The sequence below is a fragment of the Azospirillum largimobile genome, from assembly GCF_977007025.2.
The window spans coordinates 710330-732040 of sequence record NZ_CDRMUA020000001.1 but is presented as its reverse complement, the minus strand read 5'-3'; the positions used below and the strand labels follow the sequence as shown (position 1 = coordinate 732040).

Annotated in this window: 21 protein-coding genes, 1 other RNA gene and 1 pseudogene; 3 read left to right on the top strand and 20 right to left on the bottom strand. The window is 68.1% G+C overall.

What is annotated here, in order from left to right:
• Positions 1–3: 3 nt before the first annotated feature.
• Positions 4–1386 carry a YihY family inner membrane protein gene (locus ACWPKK_RS03465; RefSeq protein WP_452001051.1) on the bottom strand — a complete coding sequence of 461 codons (1383 nt, stop codon included), beginning with the start codon at positions 1384–1386 and terminating at the stop codon, positions 4–6.
• Between the two features lie 118 nt (positions 1387–1504).
• Between ACWPKK_RS03465 and fabI the strand changes: the two genes are divergently transcribed.
• Positions 1505–2353 (top strand): enoyl-ACP reductase FabI, encoded by an 849-nt coding sequence (fabI, locus tag ACWPKK_RS03460; RefSeq protein WP_452001050.1) that lies wholly within the window; start codon positions 1505–1507, stop codon positions 2351–2353.
• Positions 2354–2563: 210 nt separating this feature from the next.
• Positions 2564–3652, top strand: a complete 1089-nt coding sequence (locus ACWPKK_RS03455; protein WP_452004708.1) for a hypothetical protein — start codon at positions 2564–2566, stop codon at positions 3650–3652.
• A gap of 230 nt (positions 3653–3882) precedes the next feature.
• On the opposite strand, the gene ftsH is transcribed toward ACWPKK_RS03455, so the two are convergent.
• The 19 genes and pseudogenes from ftsH to ACWPKK_RS03360 all read right to left on the bottom strand — a co-directional run bounded on the left by ftsH (position 3883) and on the right by ACWPKK_RS03360 (position 19277).
• The gene (gene ftsH / locus ACWPKK_RS03450) at positions 3883–5820 is read right to left on the bottom strand and encodes an ATP-dependent zinc metalloprotease FtsH (protein WP_324865864.1); all 1938 of its coding nucleotides are present in this window, start codon (positions 5818–5820) and stop codon (positions 3883–3885) included.
• Positions 5821–5902: 82 nt separating this feature from the next.
• Positions 5903–7273: a tRNA lysidine(34) synthetase TilS gene (gene tilS, locus ACWPKK_RS03445; RefSeq protein ID WP_452001048.1), complete on the bottom strand. Its 1371-nt coding sequence runs from the start codon at positions 7271–7273 to the stop codon at positions 5903–5905.
• On the bottom strand, positions 7261–8124 hold the full coding sequence (ybgF, locus tag ACWPKK_RS03440; RefSeq protein ID WP_452001046.1) for a tol-pal system protein YbgF: 864 nt from the start codon (positions 8122–8124) through the stop codon (positions 7261–7263). Before ybgF ends, tilS begins: the two co-directional genes overlap by 13 nt.
• Positions 8125–8360: 236 nt before the next feature.
• Positions 8361–8831 carry a peptidoglycan-associated lipoprotein Pal gene (gene pal / locus ACWPKK_RS03435; RefSeq protein ID WP_044549598.1) on the bottom strand — a complete coding sequence of 157 codons (471 nt, stop codon included), beginning with the start codon at positions 8829–8831 and terminating at the stop codon, positions 8361–8363.
• A 151-nt stretch (positions 8832–8982) separates the two neighbouring features.
• A complete protein-coding gene (gene tolB, locus ACWPKK_RS03430) occupies positions 8983–10335 on the bottom strand; it encodes a Tol-Pal system beta propeller repeat protein TolB (RefSeq protein WP_149223231.1) in 1353 nt (450 codons plus the stop codon).
• Positions 10336–10337: 2 nt separating this feature from the next.
• Positions 10338–11564 (bottom strand): hypothetical protein, encoded by a 1227-nt coding sequence (locus ACWPKK_RS03425; RefSeq protein WP_452001044.1) that lies wholly within the window; start codon positions 11562–11564, stop codon positions 10338–10340.
• Between the two features lie 16 nt (positions 11565–11580).
• Entirely contained in the window at positions 11581–12063 is a 483-nt protein-coding gene (locus ACWPKK_RS03420; protein WP_324865854.1) for an ExbD/TolR family protein, read from the bottom strand.
• A gap of 3 nt (positions 12064–12066) precedes the next feature.
• On the bottom strand, positions 12067–12801 hold the full coding sequence (gene tolQ / locus ACWPKK_RS03415) for a protein TolQ (RefSeq protein WP_149223228.1): 735 nt from the start codon (positions 12799–12801) through the stop codon (positions 12067–12069).
• Between the two features lie 60 nt (positions 12802–12861).
• Positions 12862–13356 carry a YbgC/FadM family acyl-CoA thioesterase gene (locus tag ACWPKK_RS03410; protein WP_452001042.1) on the bottom strand — a complete coding sequence of 165 codons (495 nt, stop codon included), beginning with the start codon at positions 13354–13356 and terminating at the stop codon, positions 12862–12864.
• Entirely contained in the window at positions 13349–14422 is a 1074-nt protein-coding gene (gene ruvB / locus ACWPKK_RS03405; protein ID WP_452001040.1) for a Holliday junction branch migration DNA helicase RuvB, read from the bottom strand. The genes ACWPKK_RS03410 and ruvB overlap by 8 nt, the downstream gene beginning before the upstream one ends.
• Positions 14419–15045 carry a Holliday junction branch migration protein RuvA gene (gene ruvA / locus ACWPKK_RS03400; RefSeq protein ID WP_452001038.1) on the bottom strand — a complete coding sequence of 209 codons (627 nt, stop codon included), beginning with the start codon at positions 15043–15045 and terminating at the stop codon, positions 14419–14421. The genes ruvB and ruvA overlap by 4 nt, the downstream gene beginning before the upstream one ends.
• Positions 15042–15446, bottom strand: a complete 405-nt coding sequence (locus ACWPKK_RS03395) for an endonuclease domain-containing protein (protein WP_324865884.1) — start codon at positions 15444–15446, stop codon at positions 15042–15044. The genes ruvA and ACWPKK_RS03395 overlap by 4 nt, the downstream gene beginning before the upstream one ends.
• A 183-nt stretch (positions 15447–15629) precedes the next feature.
• Positions 15630–16094: pseudogene (gene ruvC / locus ACWPKK_RS03390) on the bottom strand (crossover junction endodeoxyribonuclease RuvC); the annotation flags it as partial.
• An 81-nt stretch (positions 16095–16175) separates the two neighbouring features.
• The gene (locus ACWPKK_RS03385) at positions 16176–16928 is read right to left on the bottom strand and encodes a YebC/PmpR family DNA-binding transcriptional regulator (protein WP_310114392.1); all 753 of its coding nucleotides are present in this window, start codon (positions 16926–16928) and stop codon (positions 16176–16178) included.
• Positions 16929–17100: 172 nt separating this feature from the next.
• Positions 17101–17925: a TIGR00282 family metallophosphoesterase gene (locus ACWPKK_RS03380; RefSeq protein ID WP_324865844.1), complete on the bottom strand. Its 825-nt coding sequence runs from the start codon at positions 17923–17925 to the stop codon at positions 17101–17103.
• A 22-nt stretch (positions 17926–17947) separates the two neighbouring features.
• A complete protein-coding gene (locus ACWPKK_RS03375; RefSeq protein ID WP_452001036.1) occupies positions 17948–18532 on the bottom strand; it encodes a 5-formyltetrahydrofolate cyclo-ligase in 585 nt (194 codons plus the stop codon).
• A gap of 29 nt (positions 18533–18561) precedes the next feature.
• Positions 18562–18725, bottom strand: a non-coding RNA gene (ssrS, locus tag ACWPKK_RS03370) — 6S RNA.
• Positions 18726–18739: 14 nt separating this feature from the next.
• The gene (locus ACWPKK_RS03365) at positions 18740–19048 is read right to left on the bottom strand and encodes a cell division protein ZapA (protein ID WP_310114398.1); all 309 of its coding nucleotides are present in this window, start codon (positions 19046–19048) and stop codon (positions 18740–18742) included.
• 4 nt (positions 19049–19052) lie between these two features.
• Positions 19053–19277: a hypothetical protein gene (locus tag ACWPKK_RS03360; RefSeq protein WP_324865840.1), complete on the bottom strand. Its 225-nt coding sequence runs from the start codon at positions 19275–19277 to the stop codon at positions 19053–19055.
• Positions 19278–19676: 399 nt separating this feature from the next.
• Here ACWPKK_RS03360 and tkt point away from each other — a divergent pair, with 399 nt between their 5' ends.
• The gene (gene tkt, locus ACWPKK_RS03355; RefSeq protein ID WP_324865838.1) at positions 19677–21671 is read left to right on the top strand and encodes a transketolase; all 1995 of its coding nucleotides are present in this window, start codon (positions 19677–19679) and stop codon (positions 21669–21671) included.
• The last annotated feature ends 40 nt before the right edge of the window (positions 21672–21711 follow it).

The window sequence follows — 21711 nt, the reverse complement described above, 5'->3', positions numbered from 1 at the left end:
CGCCTACTTCTTCACCGCCCGCAGCGGCACCGGCCCCGCCGCCCCTTGCCGATCGCCCTGCCGATCCCCCTGCCCGGCCGGCTGCCCTTCGGGCGGCAGGTCATCGTTCAGCAGCGTTTTCAGCGGCACGCTTAGCAGGTCGGTCTGGCTGGCTTCCGCAGCATCCAGCAGCCGGGCGGTGCGCTCCTGCCATGGCAGGTTCAGCCCGCCCAGCCCATGGACGGAGCCGCGCATGCCGATGCCCAACGCCTTCATCAACTCCAGCAGCGTCGCCTCGCCCATGTCGCGGGTCACCACCCAGGCGTCGCGCGTGGTGTGGGCGACCCAATGGGCGTCGCGCAGCTGTTCCAGGATGCCGTCGATCAGAAGCGTGCCAACCGGCACGCGGCCGACCAGCGTACGGCGGCGCAGGCCCACCCCCAGCCGGCTCGCCTCCATCAGTTCGTGCAGGACGGCGAGCGCCAGCGCCAGCCGCTGGGCCGGCAGCAGCCCCTCCATGCCGCCGCGGGTGACCTTGCCGGCCCGCCATTCCGGCAGGGAGGCGGCGACCACCGCGCCGAACAGCACCGTCGACCACGCGATGTACAGCCAGAACAGGAAGATCGGCACCACCGACAAGGCGCCGTAGATGGTCTGGTAGGCCGGGTATTCGCGCATGTACCAGCCGAAGATCGCCTTCGATCCCTCCAGCAGGACCGATCCGATGGCGCCGCCGCACAGGGCGTCCAGCCAGAAGACGTCGCGGTTGGGAATGACGAGATACAGCAGCGTGCAGCCGATCAGCTGCAGGGCGAAGGGCAGCAGCATGCCGATGCCGGCCAGCGGATGGACCACGCCCTCCAGATGCGCCAGTTCCAGCGCGGTCCACAGCGTGCTGGACAGCGACAGGCTGGCCCCGGCGAGCAGCGGCGTCAGCGACACCACCGCCCAGAAGGACAGGATGCGGGTGACGTAGGAGCGCGGCTCCCGCACCCGCCAGACGGTGGCGAAGGACCCCTCTATGGTCCAGATCAGCAGAACCGCAGATATCGCCAGCCCGATCACGCCGAAGATCGGCATCTGGCCGGCATTCGCCATGAAGCGGCCGAGATATTCCAGGATCGCGTCGCCGATCTCCGGCACCAGATTCTTGATGACGGCGGTCTGGATGCGCATCTGCAGCGCGCTGAAGGCCGGAAAGGCCGAGAAGATGGCGAAGCCGATGGTCATGATCGGCACGATCGCCAGCAGCGAGGTGTAGGTCAGCGCCGCCGCGGTCTGGAAGCAGTTGTCGTTGTAGAAGCGCAGCATCGAGTGGCCGAAGAAGCCGCCCAGCTCCCTCAGGCCGCCGAAGATGCGGCTGCGCTCCTCCTCCTCGGGGCGGGGCTTGTCCTTAAGGAGAGACATGCGACGCCTCCTGCGGCAAGACCACCCGCGTCGGTTTGACCGGTGGGCGCTTTCGTGTAGGATGCGCCGCACTTTTCGCGGCTGGAGCCGCGGCACATCCGTCGTTCACGAGGTTCCGATGTCCAATCCGATGCCGCTCATGGCCGGCAAGCGTGGCCTGATCATGGGCGTGGCCAACGATCGTTCGATCGCCTGGGGGATCGCCTCCACCCTGGCCCAGCACGGGGCGGAGCTTGCCTTCACCTATCAGGGCGATGCGCTGCTGAAGCGGGTGAAGCCGCTGGCCGAACAGGTCGGCGCCAAGCTGGTCCTGCCCTGCGACGTGACGGACGAGGGCAGCATCGATGCGACCTTCGCCGCCATCGAAAAGGAATGGGGCAGGCTGGACTTCGTGGTTCATGCCATCGCCTTTTCCGACAAGAACGAACTGGACGGGCTGTACCTGGACACGACGCGGGCCAACTTCCTGCGCACGATGGACATCTCCTGCTATTCCTTCACCGCGGTGGCGCAACGCGCCGTGCCGCTCATGAAGGACGGCGGCAGCCTGCTCACTCTATCCTATTACGGCGCCGAGCGCGTCATGCCCCATTACAACGTGATGGGTGTCGCCAAGGCGGCGCTGGAAGCCAGCGTGCGCTATCTGGCCGTCGATCTGGGTGGCCGCAACATCCGTGTCAACGCCATCTCCGCCGGTCCGATCAAGACCCTGGCCGCCAGCGGCATCGGCGACTTCCGCTACATCCTGAAGTGGAACGAGCTGAATGCCCCGCTGAAGCGCAACGTCACCATCCAGGAGGTCGGCGGCGCCGGCCTGTTCCTGATGTCGGATCTCGGCAGCGGCGTCACCGGCGAGGTGATGCATGTCGACAGCGGCTATCACACCGTCGGCATGGTCGCGGTGGACGAGGCGGCCGAGGTCGCCAGCCTGCTGGGCTCGCTGGGCGGCACGCCGAAGGCCGGCTGAGGCCAGCCCGGTTGATCGGCGGCAACGCGCCTGCAATCGCATGAAGAAGAGAGGGATCGGCCCGCCGATCCCTCTTTGCGTTTGCGAGGGCGGCGTTTATGATTTGCGCAATATTCGCGGACTTGGGTAATATTCATGCGCGCTCGTAAGAAAATGGACTCGGTTTCTCCGATTCTTGAGCAGATCCTTTACGGCGGCTCCAGCGTGTCGATGAATCTCATCGCCATCACGCGCGAGATCCCCGAAGAGCAGCGCATGTTCAAGGCGCAGGGCCTGAACAACTGCATCCTCTTCAAATATCCGAACTTCGACGACCGCGACGACGACGGCGGCGATCCGATGGCGGAGGACGAGGATCTGGAGGGCGGCAGCCGGCCGGTGGAGACCGGCATCTATGTGCCGCACAACGCCAAGTCGCCCGAATCCGGTGGTGTCGCGGTCTATCTGCGCGGCCGCAACAGCGAGGCGCTGCTGGAAGAGCAGTTCGGCATCAAGCACGGGCCGCAGGAAAACGGCATCATCGGCGACATGAAGATGCTGCAGATGATCGACGAAGTCCCGTCGCTCGACGCCTTCCTGCTCAAGACCTGCTTCGAGGGGGAGAAGGTCAACGTCGATCCGCGCCACTGGCTGATCAGCAACGAGGAGGACCACCAGCTCCGCCGCCTGATCCGCGCCCGCATCGAGCCGATCGTCCGCAAGGCGCTGTCCGGCAGCCAGGGCAGCGCCCAGAGCATCGAGCGCTTCCTGGAAGCGATCTGGAATCCGAACCTGGAGGAAGCCGGCCTGTTCGTGTCCGCCTTCGGCATCGAACGGTCGGAAGCCGACACCATTTTCAGCGCTTGGAAGGGCACCACCTTCTACGAATACCAGCTGCGCCGCATCGCCCCGCGCGCCCGCATCATCCTGACCTGGCTGAAGTCGCGGGAATGCATTCCGGTCGACATCCGCATGCACAAGCCCTACGAGACCCAGCTGCTGATGCACATCGAAAAGGTGGGCAAGCTGCTGGAAACGACGCTGATGGACATCCGCACCATCCTGTCGGACTACGAGACCGCCTTCAGCAGCTTCATGAACGGCCAGCCGGAACCGTTCCGCGACTATCTGCGCAGCATCCGCTCACGATACTGGCTGCTCGGCTACTGCGTCTCGGCGCTGACCAGCGTCGCCCATCTGGATGCCCGCTGCATGAAGAACACGCCCTCGCGCAAGCTCTACTTCGAAGGCATGCAGAAGCTGCTCCGCCAGTTCGACGTGGCTCTCGACCGCCGCCGCGAGCAGAAGGGCGCGTTCTGAGGGCTTTTCCGCCAGCCTGCCCCCTCCCCATCCCTCCCCTGCTCTCGGCCGGCCGAAGGCCGGTCCGATCGCGGGAGAGGGGGCAAGCACAAGAGCTGCCAAGTTCCCTCTCCCGCAAAGCGGGGGAGGGTTAGGGAGGGGGCAATGTGCTCACCCACTGCGAACATCCCATCAAGAAAAAAGGCGGCGCCTCGCAGCGCCGCCTTCTTCATGTCTAGCTATTCGAAGCCTTACGTACCCTGCGGCTCCGGACCCATGCCACCGCTTTCCTGCCCACTGCTGGGCGGAACGGAGGAGCGGCGGCCGCCGGCGGTCGGGCGCGGCGGGGGAGCGGCGACCGTGTCGCGGTCGTCGTCGCGCAGGATCGGTTCGCCGCGCAGCAGACGGTTGATCTCGTCGCCGCTCAGCGTCTCGTACTCCAGCAGGCCCTTGGCCAGGGTGTGCAGCTGGTCGATGTTCTCGGTCAGGATCACCCGGGCGCGCTCGTAGCTCTCGTCCACGATGCGGCGGATTTCCTCGTCGACCAACTGGGCGGTGCGGTCGGACATGTTCTTGTGCTGGGTCACGGAATGGCCCAGGAACACCTCCTGCGTCGGCTCGCCGTAGAGCAGCGGGCCGAGCTTGTCGCTCATGCCCCACTCCGTCACCATGCGGCGCGACATTTCGGTCGCCATCTTGATGTCGCCTGAGGCGCCGGTGGTCACCCGCTCCTTGCCGAAGATCAGCTCCTCGGCGATGCGGCCGCCCATGGCGACGCACAGGTCGGCCAGCAGCTTGGCCTGCGACAGGCTGATGCGGTCGCCTTCCGGCAGGCGCATCACCATGCCCAGCGCACGGCCGCGCGGGATGATGGTGGCCTTGTGGACCGGGTCGCTGTCGACGCAATGGATGGCGCAGATGGCGTGGCCGGCCTCGTGGTAGGCGGTCAGCTTCTTCTCGTCCTCGGTCATCACCATGGAGCGGCGTTCCGCACCCATCATGACCTTGTCCTTGGCGGCCTCGAACTCGGCCATGCCGACGACGCGCTTGCCGATGCGGGCCGCGAGCAGCGCCGCCTCGTTGACCAGGTTGGCCAGATCGGCGCCGGAGAAGCCGGGGGTGCCGCGGGCGATGACCTTGGCGTCGACGTCCGGGGACAGCGGCACCTTGCGCATGTGGACCTTGAGGATCTTCTCGCGGCCCAGCACGTCGGGGTTCGGCACCACGACCTGACGGTCGAAGCGGCCCGGACGCAGCAGCGCGGGATCGAGAACGTCCGGACGGTTGGTCGCGGCGATCAGGATGACGCCCTCGTTCGCCTCGAAGCCGTCCATCTCGACCAGCAGCTGGTTGAGGGTCTGCTCACGCTCGTCGTTGCCACCGCCCAGGCCGGCACCGCGATGGCGGCCGACCGCGTCGATTTCGTCGATGAAGATGATGCAGGGGGCGTTCTTCTTGCCCTGTTCGAACATGTCGCGGACGCGGCTGGCGCCGACACCGACGAACATTTCGACGAAGTCCGAACCGGAAATGGTGAAGAACGGGACATTGGCTTCGCCGGCGACCGCGCGGGCGGTCAGCGTCTTGCCGGTACCCGGCGGGCCGACCAGAAGGCAGCCCTTCGGAATCTTGCCGCCCAGCCGCTGGAACTTCTGCGGGTCCTTCAGGAACTCGACGATCTCCGTCAGCTCCTGCTTGGCCTCGTCGATGCCGGCGACGTCGTCGAAGGTCACGCGCCCGACCTTCTCGGTCAGCAGGCGGGCCCGCGACTTGCCGAAGCCCATCGCCTTGCCGCCGCCGGACTGCATCTGGCGCATGAAGAAGATCCAGACGCCGATCAGCAGCAGCATCGGGAACCAGGACAGCAGCACCGAGAACAGCGACGGCACGTTGCTGTCGTCGGGGACCGCGTTGATACGGACGTTCTTGTTGGTCAGGCGCTCGACCAGCCCCGCCTCGGGCGGGACATAGGTGCTGAAGGAGCGGCCGTCCGAGAAATGGCCCGAAACCTGGTTGCCCTTGATCGTCACGTCGGCGACCTGGCCCCGGTCCACTTCGGCGAGAAGCTCGCTGAACGGAACGGTCGTTTGCGGGCTGCGGGTGGAGGAACTCTGGAACAGATTGAACAGGGCCACGAGCAGCAGCCCTATGATGATCCAGAGCGCGAGGTTCTTGCCGAAATTGTTCACGTCACACGCCTTTCTGCGAACCCATCGCCATGCGGTGCGCCGACAAGGCCGCACCCCGGACTCCTACGGGCACGTTCCCAGATTAAATAATGCCGCGCCGGTCCGAAACAACCGTAAAAGCTGGTCTTCCCAACGGCGAAATTGGACGGAAGTTCGCGCGATCCATCGGGGCCTGTCCTTCCGCGTCGACCCCGTATGCGCCACCGATCGTCGGTATGGCAAGCATTTCCGTTCCCAACCAAAGGCTTGGCAGCGATTCGCGCACCGGAACCGGCAGGTCGGACAATCCCGAATGCCCACCCTGCCCCGCCCCTTTGCGCCATCCCGCGGCTCCAAGTGCCGCGACTTCGACGGGCTGATCCCATCGGCTCGACACCCGCAGGTCGAAGCGCCCATCCCACAGGATGCGACTGCCGGGCTGCACCAGCCGCCGTTCCACCGCCGCCGGTTCACGCGCGACCATGACCGCACCGCGGCGCATCCGCACCACGCATCCGCCCAAGGTCCCGCCCTGCCCATCGGCCAGCAAGCCGAGCAGACGGTCCAACGCCTCGTCCCGCACCGGGCCGGGTCCGCCGACCGTCGCCAGTGCCTGCGCCAGCCCCCGCAACGCGATCTCTTCCGGCGCGGCCAGCAGCGGGGCCGGGGCCAGCGTAACCCAGCCTTCGGGATGGATGGTCGCGGTCTCCGCCAGCAAATCCGCGGTCGCCTGTTCCAGCGCGGCGCGGGCGCGACCGGCCCGGCGGGCGACCTCGCACAGCCGGTCGCCGTCCAGCCCCTCCCCGCCCAGCAGATCGCGGGCGGCACGCAGGCGGGCACGGGCGAAGCGCGGGTTGTGGTTGGAGGGATCCTCGATCCACTCCAATTCGGCGGCGTGGCAGGTCGCCAGCAGCCGGCCATGGGAGAAGCCCAGCAGCGGACGGATCACCCGAACGGCGCCGTCGGCGCGCACCGCCGCCATTCCCGCCAGCCCGTCGGTGCCGGAGCCGCGGGCCAGCCGCAGCAGCACAGTCTCCGCCTGATCGTCGCGGTGATGGGCCAGCGCCAGATGCAGAATGCCGGCCTCGACGCAGGCATCGGCCAGCAGCCGGTGTCGCGCCGTCCGTGCCGCCGCCTGCAGTCCGGCGGCCGGCTTGTCACCCTCCCAGCGAAGGATGCGGTGGGAAACGCCGAGCCCGGCCATCGCCTGTCCAACCGACACCGCCTCGGTAGCGGACTCGGCGCGCAGACCATGATCGACGGTGAGCGCCAGCAGACTGCCGCCCCGCTCTGCGACCCAATGCCGCAGCAGCAGGACCAGCGCCAGACTGTCGCCGCCGCCGGACAGGCCGACCGCCACGGCAGGCGCCGGCTCGAAGCCGTCCAGCGCCGCCATCGCGCGGGCGAACTCCCCCGGGGTCACCGGGGCAGCGTCGCCCCACGCGGTGCCCGCACCGGCCATCAGGCCGGGCAATTGATGCGCTTGCGCTCCGTGTCGGCGCGGCGCTTCACGCTGGCCGAGGCTTCGGGGAACTTGGTCAGCAATTGGCTGAAGGCGGTGCAGGCATCCGACTTCTTGTTCATCTGCTGCAGCGTCATGCCAAGCTTCAGCAGGCTATCCGCCGCCTTCGGGTTGGTGCGGTACTTGGACAGCACTTCGGCGAAGGCCTGGGCCGCTTCCGGATACTTGTTGCGGACGTAATAGCTCTCGCCCAGCCAGTACTGCGCATTGCCGGCATAGGCATGGCTCTTGTTCTTGACGATGAACTCCTGCAGCGCCTTCTCCGCCCGGTCGTAATCGGAGTTGCGCAGCAGTTCGAAAGCCTGCTCATACTGCTTTTCCGGCGACAGCCCGGCGGTGGACGGCGGGTTGGCGGCAGCGGTCTGCGTCGGCTTGTCGGCAGGCTTCTTGTCGTCCGCCTTCGCGGCGGCCTTGGGCGGAGCGGCGTCGGACATCGCGCCACCCATGGCACCGCCCATCGCACCCCCCATGGCGCCGCCGCCCTTCTCCAGGTCCTTCAGGCGGAAATCGATGTCGCCGTTGATCTTCTCCAGGCGCTCGCGCAGCTGGGTGATCTGGTAGGTCGACTCCTCGTACTTGCCGGTCAGCTCCTGCATCGAGCGTTCCAGGTTCTGCAGCCGGATCTCGAAATCCGCCGCGACGGAGGGCGACAGCTGCGCCACCTCCACCGGCCCGCCCAGCGCCGCGACCTGCGTTTCCAGCGATTGCAGCCGCTCGATCTGCCCCTTGGACTGGGCCAGTGCGGGGCTTGCCGCGAACATGCCACCCAGCAGCAGGGCGGCGACGGGACGGATGTGGGTCATGCGCGTGGGATCCTGAGGAGATCTGAGGCCGGAGGGCGGAAACACCCGCGGCGACCATGGCAAACGAAAAAGGCGACGCAATGGCCGCTGTTTAGCAGAAGTTTCGCGGCGGCGCAAAGAACCGCCGTCGTCCTATGCCCATGCCGGAAATCTCTGGCGCCAAAAGAAAAGGCGCCGCACCGGTTGCCCGGCAGCGGCGCCTTATCCCATTCCCCGTCAGGCGGGGACCGGCGTCATTAGTTGACGACGGTCACGCCACGGCGGTTCTGCGACCAAGCGGCCTCGTTCGAGCCAACCACCGCCGGACGCTCCTTGCCGTAGGACACGACATTGACGCGGTTCGGGGTGATGCCCTTGGCGGCCAGGTAGTTCTTCACCGAGTTGGCACGGCGCTCACCGAGAGCCAGGTTGTACTCGCGGGTGCCGCGCTCGTCGGCATGGCCCTCGACGGTGACGGTGACCGAGCCGTAGGTCTGCAGCCACTTGGCCTGGCGGTCCAGGGTGGCGCGAGCCTCCGGCGACAGGTCGTAGCGGTCCAGGCCGAAGAAGACGCGGTCGCCGACGTTGACGACGAAATCTTCCGCCGAGCCCGGACGGACCGACGACTGCTGGGCACCGGTGTTCGCGCCGTTGGCGGCGTCGTTCGGAGTGGATTCGCAAGCGGCGAGCAGAGCGACCGCGGCGAGAGCGAGGAACTTCATACGCATGTTCAGGGACCCCTTGAACGAAACTTGTTGATTGGCCGGATCCTTAGTCAGCGCGAGAACCGCTTCTTTCCGCCAAGCCCCGACGAAAAGACGACGTCCGACCTATGTCTTGAGCATTGCTCTCGCGTGGCCGCAAAATAGGGCTACTCCACTAGGGAATCAAGGGCGACCACGCGGGGTCCGACGCGTCGACCGGGCTGCTGACGCGGCGCTCGTTGGCGCCGGTGATGTCGATGCTGTACAGCTTGGCATTGCGGCCACGGCCGTCACCCGACGGCAAGTCCTTGAAGAACATGAGAACACGGCCGTTCGGCGCCCAGGTCGGGCCTTCGACGTGGAACGACTCGGTCAGGATTCGTTCTCCCGTCCCATCCGGACGGATTACGCCGATTGCAAAGCTGCTACCACGCTGGCGCGTGAATGCGATCAGGTCGCCGCGCGGCGACCACACCGGCGTACCGTAGCGGCCCTCGCCGAAGGTCAGCCGCTTCACGCCCGACCCGTCGGCGCTCATGGTGTAGAGCTGCTGGGTGCCGCCGCGGTCCGATTCGAAGACGATCCGCTGGCCGTCCGGCGAATAGCTGGGACCGGTGTCGATGCCCGGCGCGTCGGTCAGCTGCGTCTGGCGGCGGGTGCGCAGGTCCAGCGTGTAGATGTCGGTGTTGCCGTTCTGGGCCATCGACATGATGACCTTGTTGCCGTCCGGCGAGAAGCGCGGGGCGAAGGTCATGCCGGGGAAGTCGCCCAGGACCTCCTGGCGGCCGGTGTCGATGTTGAACAGGTACACGCGCGGCTTCTTGTTGAAGTACGACATGTACGTGATTTCCTGGGACGTCGGCGAGAAGCGCGGCGTCAGGACGAGCGTCTGCCCGTCGGTCAGGAACTGATGGTTGGCGCTGTCCTGGTCCATGATGGCCAGCTGCTTCTTGCGCGAATTCGCCGGGCCGGATTCGGCCACATAGACGATGCGCGTGTCGAAATAGCCGTCCTCGCCGGTCAGGCGCTTGTAGATGGCGTCGGCCACGATATGGGCGATGCGGCGCCATTCCTGCGGCGAGGCGCTGTAGCTCAGCCCCTGCATGTACTGGCCGGCGGCGACGTCCCACAGGCGGAAGTCGACCTTCATGCGGCCGTCGGCGCCCGTGGTGGTGTTGCCGGCGACCAGCGCCTGGGCGCCCAGCGCCTTCCAATCCTGGTAGCGCGGCTCACCCGTGCGCAGCTGGTCGGGGGTCTGCAGGAAGCCGCGCGGGTCCAGCGGCTTGAACAGGCCGGACCGCTCCAGGTCGTCGGAGATGACCTTGGAGATGTCGGCGCCCATCTGCGCATCGCGCCCGCCGGATCCGGCGAAGCTGGTGATCGCGATGGGCAGCGGTTCGGACACGCCCCGCGTGATGTCGATGCGCAACTCGGCGCGCGCCTCCTGCGGAGCGGCAACGCCGAGGGAGAGGAGAAGCGCGCCGGTGGCCCCGGCCAGCTTCAACAGAAGCCTCGTCTTCGTCGTCATGGTCAGAACATGTCCCTCGGGTCGAAATTGAACACGATGTAGCGCCAGCTTTCGTAAGTATCCGCCGTGAACTCGCTGGACAGCAACTCCAGCGGGCTCGACCGCTTGACCGCGCGCACGGCGGCATCCGCCGACGCGCGGAAGGCGGCGTCGCTCATGTAGCGCGACCGGTACTTGTCGTCGATCCAGGCACGGACCACGCTGTGGTCGCGGCCGACCTCGACGTGGATCTCGATCTGCATCGAGGCCGCGTCCTTGCGGCCGCTGTCGAAGTTCCAGTTCTTGCTCAGCTGCCCGCGGATGGCGTCCAGCGCGCGGCCGGACGGCTTGAACGGCCGGTCGGGACCGGTCGTCGCCTTCGCCGCCCCGGCCGGAGCCGCGGATGCGGTCTTCTGGCTGGGCTTGGCGTCGCTGTTGGCGCTGGCCGATGCCTTGCCGTCCGCCTTCGGGTTGTCCGACGGCTTGATCTTCCCGACGTTCGACAGCAGGTCGGACAGCGGGTCGGTCTTGGCCGACGGCTTCTCCGGCTGCTTGGCGGGAGCGTCCGTCTTCTTCGCCTCGGCCTTGGCATCCTTCGCCGGCTCGGCTTTCGCGACCTCCTTGGGCGGCTCCTTCGGCGGCTCCGGCTTTTTCGGCTCGGCCTTCGGCGGCTCCGGTTTGGGCGGTTCCGGCTTCGGAGGCTCGGGCTTCTTCGGTTCCGGCTTCGGCTCGTGCTTCGGCGGCTCGGGCTTGGGCGGCTCCGGTTTCGGAGGCTCAGGCTTCGGCGGTTCCGGTTTGGGCGGCTCGGGCGGCTTCGGAGTCGGCGACGGCGCCGGATCCGGGGGCGGCGGCGGCGGGGGTGGCGGCGGAGGCGGAGGGGGCGTCGGAGCAGGCTTGGGCGGAGGCGTCGGCTCGCGCGGGGGCGGCGGCACCTGGGCGACCTTCGGCGGCTCCGGCGTCTTGGCAGGCGGCGGGGGCGGAGGGGGCGGTTCGTCCTCCTCGTCCGGCGGCTCGGGCGCCGGCGGCGCCGGCTTCGCTTCGGGCACGGGCGGACGCGGCGCGGCGTTGGCGGCCGGCTTCGGTTCGCCCTTCTCGACGCGGGCGGCCTCGGTGACCTCGCCGACGTCGACGATCTCGATCGGGATCGAGGAGGCGATTTCGAGCTTGCGATCGCTGGGCGGCATGCCGAGCACCATCAGCGCGACCAGCGCGACGTGCAGCACCGCCGAGGCGATCAGGGGCTTGCGCATGGGAGTTCCGCCCGCCTCAACGCGCCGGCTTGGGTGCGCCGACCCGCGCGCTGGACGCGGTCGGACCGTTCGGCATCTCGGCGACCAGACCGACCTTCTTGAAGCCGGCAGCGCTCATGGTGCCCATCACCTCCAGCATCTTGCCGTATGCGATCTTGGCATCGCCGCGGACCAGGATGCGGGCTTCGGGGTTGTTGTTGGTCACCGCGATCAGCAGCGGCACCATGTTGCCCAGATCGACCGGCGTCTCCTGCACGAAGACGCGGCCGTCGGTCTGCACGGTGACGAACAGCGGATCCTTCTGCTGCTCCAGCGGAGCGGCATTGGTCTTGGGCAGGTCGACCGGCACGCCGACGGTCAGCATCGGGGCGGCCACCATGAAGACGATCAGCAGGACCAGCATGACGTCGATGAACGGCGTCATGTTGATCTCGGCCATCGCGCGATAGCCCCGGCGCTTGCCGCGCCCGTGGGATTTGCCTGCGAGTTGTCCGGCCATGGTTCAGGCGGCTCCCCGCTCCTCGAGGTGGCGGGACAGGATCGCCGAGAACTCGCCCGAGAAGGTGTCCAGCCGGTCGGCGTAGCGGCCGAGGTCGGTGGAGAACTTGTTGTAGGACAGCACCGCCGGGATGGCGGCCAGCAGGCCCATCGCGGTGGCGAACAGCGCCTCGGCGATGCCGGGCGCCACCACGGCGAGGCTGGTGTTGCCCGATCCGGCGATGGAGGTGAAGGAGTTCATGATGCCCCACACCGTGCCGAACAGGCCGATGAAGGGGGCGGTGGAGCCGACCGAGGCCAGGAAGGTCATGTAGCGTTCGGCCCGCGCCATCTCGCGGCCGATGGTCACCGCCATCACCCGCTCCACCCGCTGCTGCAGCGAGCCCTTCATGGTGCCGGCGATGCCGCGGTCGGCGGCGTGGCGCCATTCGCGCATGCCGGCGGCGAAGGTCGCGGCCATCGGGTCAGCCGGCGACTGGCCGATGCGGTCGTACAGCGCATCCAGCGAACCGCCGGACCAGAACGCCTCCTCGAAGGCGTCGGCCTGGGCGTTCAGGCGGCGGATGCGCATCAGCTTCTCGATGATGATCGCCCAGCACCAGACCGAGGCGACGATGAGCATCAGCATCACGATCTTGACGACCGCATCCGCCTGCCAGAACAGGCCAAGGATGGTGATCTCATGTGCCGTCGTGGCGGCGGCGTTGCCGGCCAGTTGGGCGGTTTGCAGGGCGTCCATCGCAGTCAATCTCGCGTTTGCGCTGTTGGCACGGGGAGTGGAAGGGAAAGGGTCGAGCGGTCAGGCAGGCAGTGAAGAGGATTGCTTTGCATGCAGTGTCTCCATCGCCGCTTTCACCGCATCGGGAAGGCGCACGGCCCGCCCGGCGCGGTTGCCGGCTTGGCTGATCGTCACCAGCTGCAGGTCGGCGCGCGCCAGCACGCGACCGTCGCGGCGGATGACTTGTGCAACTGCGAAGGAGGCACCGCGGATATCGACGATTCGGGTTTCCACTTCAAGCGTGTCCTCCAGCTTGGCAGGGGCGTCAAAATCGATGGTCAGACGCCGTACCGCAAATGACACACCTGTGACATCGCTCGAGCCCTCCGCCATCTCCTTCTGACGGAAGCCCATCAGGTACAGCATCTCCGTCCGCGCCCGCTCCGCAAAGCGGAGGTAGTTGGCGTGATAAACGATGCCGCCGGCGTCGGTGTCCTCGTAATAGACCCGCAACGGATAACGGTGTGTCCCGTCCTCCGCGAACCAGCCGGACAGCGAGGCGGCGCGCTCACTCATCGCCGTCCCCCTCCGTGGGGTCGGGAACCCGGTCCAGCAGATCGAGCTGCCGGATCGGCGCGTACGGCGGGTTGAGCCCGAGATAGCGGAAGCCCTGGTCGGTCAGCATGCGCCCGCGTGGCGTGCGCTGCAGGAAGCCCTGCTGGATCAGGTAGGGTTCCACCACCTCCTCCAGCACGTCGCGCTGCTCGCCCAGGGCAGCGCCCAGCGTCTCCACGCCCACCGGCCCGCCGCCATAATTGTTGGCGACCAGCCCCAGGTAGCGGCGGTCCATGCTGTCCAGCCCCAGCCGGTCGACCTCGAGCCGGGTCAGCGCGGCGTCGGCGACCCGCTTGTCGACTTCCTCCACCCCGGCCACTGCGGCGAAATCACGCACCCGGCGCAGCAGCCGCCCCGATACGCGCGGCGTGCCGCGCGACCGGTTGGCGATCTCGCGCGCGCCCTCCGGCGTGATCCCCATGCCCAGCACGCCGGCGGCGCGGCGCACGATCAGTTCAAGCTCGTCCGGCTCGTAGAACTGCAGACGCACGGGAATGCCGAAGCGTTCGCGCAAGGGGCGCGTGATCAGGCCGCTGCGCGTCGTGGCGCCGACAAGGGTGAAGGGCGGCAGATCGATCCGGATGGACCGTGCCGACGGGCCTTCGCCGATGATGAGGTCGAGCTGGAAATCCTCCATGGCGGGATAGAGCACCTCTTCCACGGCGGGATTAAGGCGATGAATCTCGTCGATGAAGAGGACGTCGTGCGGCTGCAGGTTGGTCAGCAGCGCCGCCAGATCGCCGGCCCGCGCGATGACCGGCCCGGAGGTGGCGCGGAAGCCCACCCCAAGCTCGCGCGCCACGATCTGCGCCAGCGTGGTCTTGCCGAGGCCAGGCGGCCCGAACAGCAGCACATGGTCCAGCGCCTCGTTGCGGGAGCGGGCGGCCTGGATGAAGATCGACAGGTTCTCGCGCGCCTGCCGCTGGCCGATGAACTCGGCGAGCGTCAACGGACGGATCGACGCCTCGGCCGAATCGCCGTGGCCCTGGCCCGGCTGGACCAGACGGTCGGAATTGGGGTCGCTCATTGGCTCAGTTCCTTGAGGCCCTGGCGGATCAGATCGGACACGCCGGCATCATCGCCCAGCACCCGCCCGGCGGCGACGACCGCGCCGAAGGCCTCCGACCGGCCATAGCCGAGATTGACCAGCGCCGACACTGCATCGGCCAGCGCCGGGCTGGCGCCTGGAACGGCGGCGGGGGCGCCCTTGCCGGCCGGCGCGCCCGTGGTCGCCGCGGGGCCGAGCGCCAGATTGCCGACCTTGTCCTTGAGTTCGTTGAGGATGCGCGCCGCCACCTTCGGCCCGACGCCGTCGGCCCGCACCAGCGCGGTCTTGTCCTGCGACGCGATGGCGCGGGTCAGCTGGTCGGGGTCGAGCACGCCGAGGATCGACAGCGCCAGCCGCGCGCCGACGCCCTGGATGGTGGTCAGCAGCTTGAACCACTCCCGGTCCGCCTGATCGCCGAAGCCGTGCAGGACGATGCGTTCCTCGCGGATGAAGGTCTCCACCACCAGCGACGCCCGCTCCCCCACCGCCAGACGCGACAGCGTGCGGTTGGAGCAGGACAACAGGTAACCGACGCCGTTCACGTCGAGCACGACCCAGTCGGTGCCGGTGGAATCGACGATGCCGGTCAGCTTGGCGATCATGGGAACTCCCGGCCCGAGGGCTGGCTGCGAAGAATGGGGGTCTCTTCGAGACGCGCGCGGATGGTCTCCAGCACGCCGTCAAGGTTGTCGATCACATCTGTGTTCCAGAAGCGCAGGATGCGGAAGCCGGCCTGCTCCAGCATGCGCGCGCGCCTTTCGTCATGGGCGGCGCGCTGCTCGGCGTGCTGGCCGCCGTCCAGTTCGATGATCAGGCGATGGTCATGGGCGACGAAGTCGGCAACGAAGCCAAGGATCGGCTCCTGCCGCCGGAATTTCGCACCGAGCTGGGCATTGCGCAGCTTCTGCCAGACGATCTTTTCCACATCCGTGGCATTCATCCGCAGGTCGCGCGCGCGTTCCGTGATGTATTCGGTGGGCTTCGTTTTCGCAACCCGCGCCATGTCCCCCACTCGCTCAAGGGCGTTCCCCCCCTCTCCCCCCCGTGGAGAGGGTCGGGGTGAGGGGGAGGCGTTGCGTGGCGTCTTGGGGGAGGCACGCCGCGCGTCCCCCTCACCCTGCCCTCTCCCCGGGGGGGAGAGGGTTTGTCGCATCGGTTCGGCGTTCTTCCGCCACATCGTCCAGCTGGCGCGGTGGTGCGCGTGGCAGATCGCCACGGCCAGCGCGTCGGCGGCGTCGGGGCTGCCGATCTCGCAGCCGGGCAGCAGCAGGCGCACCATCGTCTGGACCTGCGCCTTTTCGGCGCGGCCCTGGCCGACGACCGCCTTCTTGACCATGTTGTTGGCGTATTCCGCCACCGCCAGCCCGGCCTGGGCCGGCACCAGCAGCGCCACGGCGCGGGCCTGCCCCAGCTTCAGGGTGGACACCGCGTTGCTGTTGACGAAGGTCTCCTCCACCGCCGCCTCGTCGGGATGGTAGCGCTCCACCACCGCAGACAGGGCGTCGTGAAGCTGCACCAGCCGCTCGGCCAGCGGGCAGGAGTCGTCGGAATGCACCGCGCCGTCGGCGACGTGGCTCAGGCGGTTGCCCGCCACGTCGATGATGCCCCAGCCGGTGTGGCGCAGGCCGGGATCGATCCCCAGCAGCCGCACCGGCGAGGGCACCCCCGCCTCAGTTCGTCCTGCCCGCGCAAACACGGCACCCGCACTCCGCCTGCAAGACCCGCGTCGATGTTACGCAGTCAGCTTCTGCATCAGTTCGTCGGAGATGTCGAAGTTGCCTTCGACCACCTGGACGTCGTCGTTGTCCTCCAGCACGTCCAGCAGCTTCAGCAGGCTGGCCGCGGCATCCTCGGACGGGGCGACGGTGTTCAGCGGACGCCAGGTCAGCCGCGCGCTCTCCGCACCGCCGAACTTGGCCTCCAGCGCGTCGCGCACGGCGCCGAAGTTCTCGACGGTCGTGGTGACCTCATGCCCCTGCTCGTCGGATTCGACGTTGTCGGCACCGGCCTCCAGCGCCACCTCGAACACGGCGTCGGCATCCGCCGCGGCGGCCGGGTAATAGATCGCGCCGATGCGGCTGAACATGAAGCTGACCGAGTTGGTCTCGCCCAGGCTGCCGCCATACTTGGTGAAGCTGGAGCGCACTTCCGCGGCGGTGCGGTTGCGGTTGTCGGTCAGCGCCTCGACGATCAGCGCGACGCCGCCGGGACCGTAGCCCTCGTACCGCACCTCTTCATAGTTCGCGTCGTCGCCGCCGCCGGGCGTACCCTGCTTGATGGCGCGGTCGATGCGGTCGCGCGGCATGTTCTGCGCGCGTCCGGCCAGGATGGCGGCGCGCAGGCGCGGGTTGGCCGCCGGGTCCGGCAGGCCGCTCTTGGCGGCGACGGTGATCTCGCGGGCGAGCTTGTTGAAGATCTTGGACCGCTTGGCGTCCTGCGCGCCCTTGCGGTGCATGATGTTCTTGAACTGGGAATGACCGGCCATGGGTCGAACGAGCCTCGAAACGGAAGATGGTCAATCGGGCGGGGTGAGCGCACGACACATGTAACAGGTCTGCCGCCCCACCGCACCTTTTCGGCGCGGGAGACGACACCCACGGGATTAGAAAGTCAATATGGCGAGATTGCGGCGCGGCCGGGCCTAAGCCGTGAACGCCCTACTGCATCCGTTCCGGCAAAGTCTGGCTCAGCCGCCCGCCGATGCGCAACGGTTCGATGCGGACAGCCAGCCCGCTGCGGTCGTCGGTCTCGACGTAGCAGCCGCAGACGGTGCCCTCCCCTTCCGCCGGGGACAGCCGCTCGGTCGGCAGCTTTCGCACCATCTTGGCCAGCGCCACCTCCTTCTTCATGCCGATGGCGCTGTCGTAATCGCCGCACATGCCGGCGTCCGACTGATAGGCGGTCCCCTTCGGCAGCACCATGTGGTCGGCCGTCGGCACATGGCTGTGGGTGCCCACCACCAGCGAGGCGCGGCCGTCGCAGAAATGGCCCATGATCATCTTCTCGCTGGTCGCCTCGCCATGCATGTCGACCAGCACGGCATCCACGCCCCCCGGCCCGAGGCGATGCGCCTTCAGCACCCGGTCCACCGCGGCGAAGGGGTCGTCCATCGGCTCCATGAACAGGCGGAGCAGCACGTTGATGACCAGCACCTTGCGCCCGCCGCGCGCCTGCAGCAGGACGAATCCGCGGCCGGGCGTGCCCTCCGGGTAGTTCAGCGGGCGGATGATGCGCGGCTGCTGCTCGATGGTGCCGACCAGTTCCTTCTGGTCCCAGGTGTGGTTGCCCAGCGTGACCACGTCGATACCGGCGGCGAAGAACTCCTCGGCGATCTTGACCGTGACGCCATAGCCGCCGGCGGAATTCTCGCCGTTCACAACGGTCAGGTCGGGGTCCAGCCGCTCGCGCAGCATCGGCATGTGCGCCAGCACCGCATCGCGCCCGGCCCGGCCCACCACGTCGCCGAAGAACAGAATCCGCATCGCCCCAACCTTCCCGATAATCTCACTTACGAATGCGGAGCGTTTCCCGCTCCGTCACGATCCAGTCCAGCCGCTCGTCATGCACGTCCACCGGCACCGCCGGCATTTCCTGCGCCGCGAAGGCCACGCCCACCGCCAGAACCGCCCCACCCGCCCGCAGGCTGTCCAGCGTCCGGTCGTAATAGCCGGCGCCATAGCCCAGCCGGTGCCCGCCGCGGTCGAAGGCCAGCATCGGCACCAGCAGCAGCGACGGGCGCAGCACGGCACGACCCTCCTCCGGCTCGTGGATGCCGTAGCGGCCGGCCGACATCGGTGCCTCCGGATCCCAATCCCGGAAGACCAGCGCGGTGCCGCGCGGCCCAGAGACCGGCAGCCCGACGGAGTGACCAAGGTGTTTAAGATGGAGCAAAGCCGGCCGCGCGTCGAGTTCGGAGCCGAGCGGCCAATATCCCCCGGCGTCGCCGCGCGGCAGATGACCGCCGCGCGCCAGTTCGGCGATGCGGTCGCGCACGGCGGCGGATGCGGCGGGGCGGTCGGAAACGGCGATGGCGTCGCGCCGGACGCGCGCCTCGCGTCGGGCGGCGTCCTTGGCTTGCGGATCGGTCATCGCGGACTGCGCAGGGGAAGAAAAGGGTGGAAGGTGCCGCCTCGGCCGGTGGCCATGTGCCTATCCTCCATGGCCTGCATGAGCAGGTGGGCGCCATATACCCGGCCCGATGGGCCGGACAGGGACAGCTCCCTAGAGATCAAGGTTATCGGCCCTGGGGATTATTGCAGCCTGTCGAACCAGGCAGCGGTCCTTCCGTGTACCAATCTAGGCGCGCTCGAGCCGCGCGGCAACCTCTTCGATGCGTTTTGCCACACGATCGAGTTCGCCGACCACCGCGACCTCGTCCACGGCGGGGGCGATCCCCTTGTTGGACATCACGTCCTGCAGCTCGTCGGCCAGCACCAGGCAGGTCATCAGCATCATCTGCGCCTCCGACCCGCTGCGCCCGCCGCCGGTCAGACGGCGCAGCCGGTCGTCGACGTAAGCCGCCAGTTCGCGCAGCCGCGCCTCCTGCCCGTCCTCGCACAGCATCCGATAGAAACGGCCGTTCACTTCGATGTCGACCTGGGCCATGGCGTCAGCTCTCCAGCACTTGTTGCAGCCGGGCGATGGCGACCTCCAGCCGCTGGGACACCGCCTCGGCGGTGGCCTGGGCGGTCGCGCGATCTGCCCGCGCGGTTTCCAGCGCCTGCGACAGGTCCTGTTCGCGCCGGCCGACCCGCTCCTCGCGCGCCGCAGCGGCATGTTCCAGCCGGTCCACGGAGCGGCCGAGACGGTCGAGAGCGGCTTTCAGGGAATCCATGGACGTCAACCTCGACCTGTGGGCACGTCATGTTCATGGGGCAGGCGGAGCCCGACCGGCTGTCCGCCAAGCCGAGCCGCTGCTGTTCGGAGCGGATAGAGTTGGGCCGGCACAGCGGCCGCGTCAACCGTCACGACGGAGTCTTCCACCGAATGCCCATACGGAGTACCGGGACGTGACGGAAGGCCGCAGCGGATGCGACAGTGACCAAACAATGCCGGACGGAGCGCCTCCCACACGGAAGAGGGGCCTCTGCCATACCATTTCCTACCCCATTCCCATGTTGACCTCCGGACGGCGGTTCTGCATGGTGCGCCCGTTTCGCGGCGCCTTGTCAAGGCGACCGCGCAACCATCGTTGCCGACGCCGCACCGCGCCCGATTCCGCAGGAAACGCCAGATGTCCGCTGCCTCCGCCCAGCCCTCCCTCCACACGATGGCCAGCGCGATCCGCGCGCTCTCCATGGACGCGGTCGAGGCCGCGAAGTCCGGCCACCCGGGCATGCCGATGGGCATGGCCGACGTCGCCACGGTCCTCTTCACCCAATATCTGAAGTTCGATCCGAAGAACCCGTCCTGGCCTGACCGCGACCGCTTCGTGCTGTCGGCCGGCCACGGCTCGATGCTGATCTACTCGCTGGCCTACCTGACCGGCTACGAGCGGATGACCATCGACGAGATCAAGAACTTCCGCCAGCTGGGCAGCCTGACCCCCGGCCACCCGGAAGTCGATCCCAGCCTGGGCATCGAGATGACCACCGGTCCGCTGGGCCAGGGCGTCTCTACCGCCGTCGGCATGGCGCTGGCGGAGCGGATCACCAACGCCCGCTTCGGCGACGAGCTGATCGACCACTACACCTACGTCATCGCCTCCGACGGCGACCTGATGGAGGGCGTCAGCCACGAGGCCTGCTCGCTGGCCGGCCATCTCGGGCTGAACCGCCTGATCGTGCTGTGGGACGACAACCACATCTCCATCGACGGCTCGACCGACCTCAGCTTCACCGACGACACCCAGGCGCGCTTCCGCTCCTACGGCTGGAACACCATCGCCGTCGACGGCCACGACACCGACGCCGTGTCGAAGGCCATCGCCCAGGCCCGGACCTCCACCGACAAGCCGACGCTGATCGCCTGCCGCACCATCATCGGCAAGGGCGCGCCGAACAAGGCCAACACCCACGGCTGCCACGGCTCGCCGCTGGGCGCCGACGAGGTCGCCGCGACCCGCGAGGCCATCGGCTGGACCCATGAGGCCTTCGTCGTTCCCGACGAGGTTCTGGCCGCCTGGCGCGCCGCGGGCACCCGCAGCACCGACGCCTACGCCGCCTGGGCCGGCCGCCGCGCCGGCCTGACCGAGGCCGCCGGCAAGGCCTTCGACGAGGCCTTCGGCCGCGGCGTTCCCTCCGCCCTGACCGACGCCATCGTCGCGTTCAAGGAGAAGGTCAGCGCCGACAAGCCGAGCTGGGCGACCCGCGTCGCGTCGGGCAACACGCTCGAGGTTCTGGTCCCGGCGATCCCGGAGATGATCGGCGGCTCCGCCGACCTGACCCCGTCGAACAACACCAAGGTCAAGAACACCGCCGACGTGAAGGGCAAGGGCGAGTTCGCCGGCCGTTACGTCCGTTACGGCGTGCGCGAGCACGGCATGGCGACGCTGATGAACGGCATGACGCTGCACGGCGGCGTCATCCCCTACGGCGGCACCTTCATGCAGTTCGCCGACTATTGCCGTCCGTCGATCCGTCTGGCCGCGCTGATGAAGCAGCGCACCATCTTCGTGATGACCCACGACTCGATCGGTCTCGGCGAGGACGGCCCGACCCACCAGCCGGTGGAACATCTGGCGGCGTTGCGCGCCATCCCGAACCTGCTGGTTCTGCGCCCGGCCGACGCGGTCGAGACCGCCGAGTGCTGGCAGATCGCGCTTGAGGCCACCGGCGCCCCGTCGGTTCTGGCGCTGACCCGCCAGAACGTGCCGACCCTGCGCACCGAGCATACGGCCGAGAACCTGGCCGCCCGCGGCGCTTACGTCCTGGCCGAGGCCGAGGGCGAGCGCAAGGCGACCATCCTCGCCACCGGTTCGGAAGTTTCGCTGGCGATGGAGGCCCGCAAGGCCCTGCAGGCCCAGGGCATCGGCACCGCCGTTGTGTCTATGCCGAGTTGGGAACTGTTCGAGCGTCAGGACGATGCGTACAAGGCATCGGTGCTGGGCTCCGGCGTGCGCGTCGGCGTCGAGGCGGCGATCCGACTGGGCTGGGACCGCTGGCTGGGCGCGAACGGCGCCTTCGTCGGCATGGCCGGCTTCGGCGAATCGGCCCCCTACCAGGAACTGTACAAGCACTTCGGCATCACCGCCGAAGCGGTCGTGGACGCCGTTAAGGCGCGTCTCTGAGAGAAGCCGAAGGGGCGTCCAGCCGAATTCGGGCGCCCCA

Bases quoted from the DNA above. Each gene is read 5' to 3' on its own strand.
- ACWPKK_RS03395 (WP_324865884.1), bottom strand. From the start codon at position 15,446: ATGGCGCGGGTTGCGAAAACGAAGCCCACCGAATACATCACGGAACGC.
- ruvB (WP_452001040.1), bottom strand. From the start codon at position 14,422: ATGAGCGACCCCAATTCCGACCGTCTGGTCCAGCCGGGCCAGGGCCAC.
- ACWPKK_RS03420 (WP_324865854.1), bottom strand. From the start codon at position 12,063: ATGGCCGGACAACTCGCAGGCAAATCCCACGGGCGCGGCAAGCGCCGG.
- tolQ (WP_149223228.1), bottom strand. From the start codon at position 12,801: ATGGACGCCCTGCAAACCGCCCAACTGGCCGGCAACGCCGCCGCCACG.
- ACWPKK_RS03425 (WP_452001044.1), bottom strand. From the start codon at position 11,564: ATGCGCAAGCCCCTGATCGCCTCGGCGGTGCTGCACGTCGCGCTGGTC.
- ACWPKK_RS03465 (WP_452001051.1), bottom strand. From the start codon at position 1,386: ATGTCTCTCCTTAAGGACAAGCCCCGCCCCGAGGAGGAGGAGCGCAGC.
- tolB (WP_149223231.1), bottom strand. From the start codon at position 10,335: ATGACGACGAAGACGAGGCTTCTGTTGAAGCTGGCCGGGGCCACCGGC.
- ACWPKK_RS03455 (WP_452004708.1), top strand. From the start codon at position 2,564: ATGAATCTCATCGCCATCACGCGCGAGATCCCCGAAGAGCAGCGCATG.
- ACWPKK_RS03375 (WP_452001036.1), bottom strand. From the start codon at position 18,532: ATGACCGATCCGCAAGCCAAGGACGCCGCCCGACGCGAGGCGCGCGTC.
- ybgF (WP_452001046.1), bottom strand. From the start codon at position 8,124: ATGACCCACATCCGTCCCGTCGCCGCCCTGCTGCTGGGTGGCATGTTC.
- ACWPKK_RS03380 (WP_324865844.1), bottom strand. From the start codon at position 17,925: ATGCGGATTCTGTTCTTCGGCGACGTGGTGGGCCGGGCCGGGCGCGAT.
- pal (WP_044549598.1), bottom strand. From the start codon at position 8,831: ATGCGTATGAAGTTCCTCGCTCTCGCCGCGGTCGCTCTGCTCGCCGCT.
- ACWPKK_RS03365 (WP_310114398.1), bottom strand. From the start codon at position 19,048: ATGGCCCAGGTCGACATCGAAGTGAACGGCCGTTTCTATCGGATGCTG.
- ACWPKK_RS03360 (WP_324865840.1), bottom strand. From the start codon at position 19,277: ATGGATTCCCTGAAAGCCGCTCTCGACCGTCTCGGCCGCTCCGTGGAC.
- tkt (WP_324865838.1), top strand. From the start codon at position 19,677: ATGTCCGCTGCCTCCGCCCAGCCCTCCCTCCACACGATGGCCAGCGCG.
- ACWPKK_RS03385 (WP_310114392.1), bottom strand. From the start codon at position 16,928: ATGGCCGGTCATTCCCAGTTCAAGAACATCATGCACCGCAAGGGCGCG.
- fabI (WP_452001050.1), top strand. From the start codon at position 1,505: ATGTCCAATCCGATGCCGCTCATGGCCGGCAAGCGTGGCCTGATCATG.
- ruvA (WP_452001038.1), bottom strand. From the start codon at position 15,045: ATGATCGCCAAGCTGACCGGCATCGTCGATTCCACCGGCACCGACTGG.
- ACWPKK_RS03410 (WP_452001042.1), bottom strand. From the start codon at position 13,356: ATGAGTGAGCGCGCCGCCTCGCTGTCCGGCTGGTTCGCGGAGGACGGG.